The following is a 2,287-nucleotide window of genomic DNA, read 5'->3' as shown; positions in this document are numbered from 1 at the left end:
TTGAGTTTAAGCTTACGCTCAATAAAGTGAGTAATACTGGCCATGACGCGCTCGCAGATTATTTGGCTGTTAGTCTATTATTTCACAGCCTAAAACTGATAAAATACCCTCTCTTTAGGCTGCCTTAGTCGCTACGTTGGTTGTACTGCGTTTTCGACGCTTTTATTTTTCAATAGCTGTGTTTTAGTGACAATTGTTATAGATGTCCTGTATCTCTGCTATATCCACTGGGTTCTCTGCATCAACTAAGGCTCCTAGCTGGTGGTAGCGCATACAAGTTTGCGTACAATTACAGCAAGCTGCTGGACTGCCAAAATGCTACGCATTTCGTCAGCCTGCGGCAAAGGCGTTATGTTTCTCAATGGCTAGTAGCCAGGAAAGTTTATGTTTTGTATTTCAATACAAAAATGTTTTTAGATTATAATCCGACTCAAGGAAAAGTCGCTGATGACCGTGCCTATAAAACGTGGCATCCAATGCCTCCGTTAAATCGTTGGGTGCAATCGTATTGGCAGCTCACAGTTTCCAAAGGCCGGTTTCAATACCATAGTGTGCCGGATAACTGCGTTGATTGGATCATCAATCTAGATTGCTTCGACGATAACTTTCTTATTCCGCCATTTCTCTCATCTACTTTATTTCATATTGATGGCCCAGCGTCTTTTTTTGGTATTCGTTTTCGAATTTTAGGACATCAAGGCTTGATTTCTATACCTTTAGGGGAATGGGGTGAGACTGGTAATGTAAAAGCGAAAAATTTATTAACCGAGGATATGGTTTACTCCGCATATGAAGTCATTGAGAACGAAAATAGTTTTGATAAACGCTGCAATAGCCTGTCGGCATTAATACTTTCTGCCGTAACGTTTGTCGACGTTGATCCGCGCCTAGCCCGCTACATTCGATACTGTTACGAAAATGTCAGCTCTAATCTTGACTTGTCAGATAGCCGATGCACTGATTTTGGGGTGTCTGCACGTCAGCTTAGACGGTTGACCAAACAGCATGTTGGCTTGCCTCCCAAAGATTTTGGTAAGGTGCTAAAGTTTCAGAGCGCTCTCAAAGCGATGAATACGCCGCAACATAATAAGGCCTACCTAGATCATTACTACGATCAGCCTCATTTTGTTCGTGAATTTAAACGTTTGTCTGGAGTCACGCCGACACAGTTCAGAAAAATGTCCGTTTTATACAATAACGACTCATCTGAATGAAGGATAATATTGCTGAACTAATCAACAGTAAGAGGTAAATAAGATGATCGAAATAGACGCGATGTTTCCTGTGATGGTAACGGCAAATTTAGAAGCTGTGAAAGCATTCTATGAATCCGTATTTGGCTTTAATGCCGTATTTTACGATGCTGATTTTTACTTGCATTTGGTGTCACCCAATTCGGGTGCTCAGCTTGGCTTCTTGATACCAGAACATGTAAGCCAACCAGACTTTCTTCGACCATTGATGTCTCCAGATGGCTATGTGATATCACTAGAAGTTAAAGATGCAGCTCATGCCTATGCCGAAGCTCAAAAAATGGATTTGACTATGGTTATGGAGCTCAAAGAAGAAGTTTGGGGACAGGTTCATTTTATTCTGCAAGACCCGGCAGGTTTTCGAATTGACGTGGTCCAACATTTAGAAGTTTCAGGTAAATAAGACAGAATAAGACAGGAAGAATAGGAAGAATAGGAAGAATAAGAAGAATAAGACAGAGATGAATAAGACAGGACATCCAAAACCCGATAAGCGGTAGTGCAAAAACCTCAGCGGTTGGCTATACCTAAATGACTAGGTAGTGTTTATCAGTGAGGTTTTTATGACTCAAGCACGTAGAACATTGATCTCTTTAGATCAAACCAGTTGGTTTCATATTTGTTCACGTTGTATTAAACGTTCATTTCTAATGGGCGAAGATAAATACAGCGGTAAAAACTATGAGCATCGTCGCGAATGGATTGCAGATAAAATTGCTGAGCTGGGGGACATCTTCGCTCTTGATATCGCAGCGTACGCTGTAATGTCAAATCACTATCATTTAGTACTGCATATTGATGCGGCAAAAGCGGCAGGATGGAGTAATAAAACGGTGATTCGCCGTTGGATGATGCTATTCAAGGGGAATGAATTAGCCCTTAAAGTGTTAAAAAATCAGCCTATCAGTGAAGTGGAGCAATATCTTGTCGATGAGCTCGTTGCTGAGTGGCGCAATCGTTTGAGCAGCATTAGCTGGTTTATGCGTTGTTTAAATGAGCATATCGCACGACTCGCAAACGCGGAGGATAAATGC

The 2,287-nt window shown here is 41.4% G+C and carries 2 protein-coding genes and 1 pseudogene; all 3 read left to right on the top strand.

The window, feature by feature from the left end:
* Positions 1–476: 476 nt before the first annotated feature.
* A complete protein-coding gene (locus AC3A8L_RS21325; RefSeq protein WP_487964290.1) occupies positions 477–1,214 on the top strand; it encodes a helix-turn-helix domain-containing protein in 738 nt (245 codons plus the stop codon).
* A gap of 43 nt (positions 1,215–1,257) precedes the next feature.
* Positions 1,258–1,656: a VOC family protein gene (locus tag AC3A8L_RS21320; RefSeq protein WP_487964289.1), complete on the top strand. Its 399-nt coding sequence runs from the start codon at positions 1,258–1,260 to the stop codon at positions 1,654–1,656.
* 247 nt (positions 1,657–1,903) lie between these two features.
* Positions 1,904–2,287: pseudogene (locus AC3A8L_RS21315) on the top strand (transposase); the annotation flags it as partial.

This window comes from Marinagarivorans sp., assembly GCF_982758155.1.
Note: the sequence above shows the minus strand (reverse complement) of the source record. Positions and strands in the feature narration are given on the sequence as shown.

Coding starts and splice junctions, on each gene's coding strand:
- AC3A8L_RS21325 (WP_487964290.1), top strand. CDS start 477: ATGCCTCCGTTAAATCGTTGGGTGCAATCGTATTGGCAGCTCACAGTT.
- AC3A8L_RS21320 (WP_487964289.1), top strand. CDS start 1,258: ATGATCGAAATAGACGCGATGTTTCCTGTGATGGTAACGGCAAATTTA.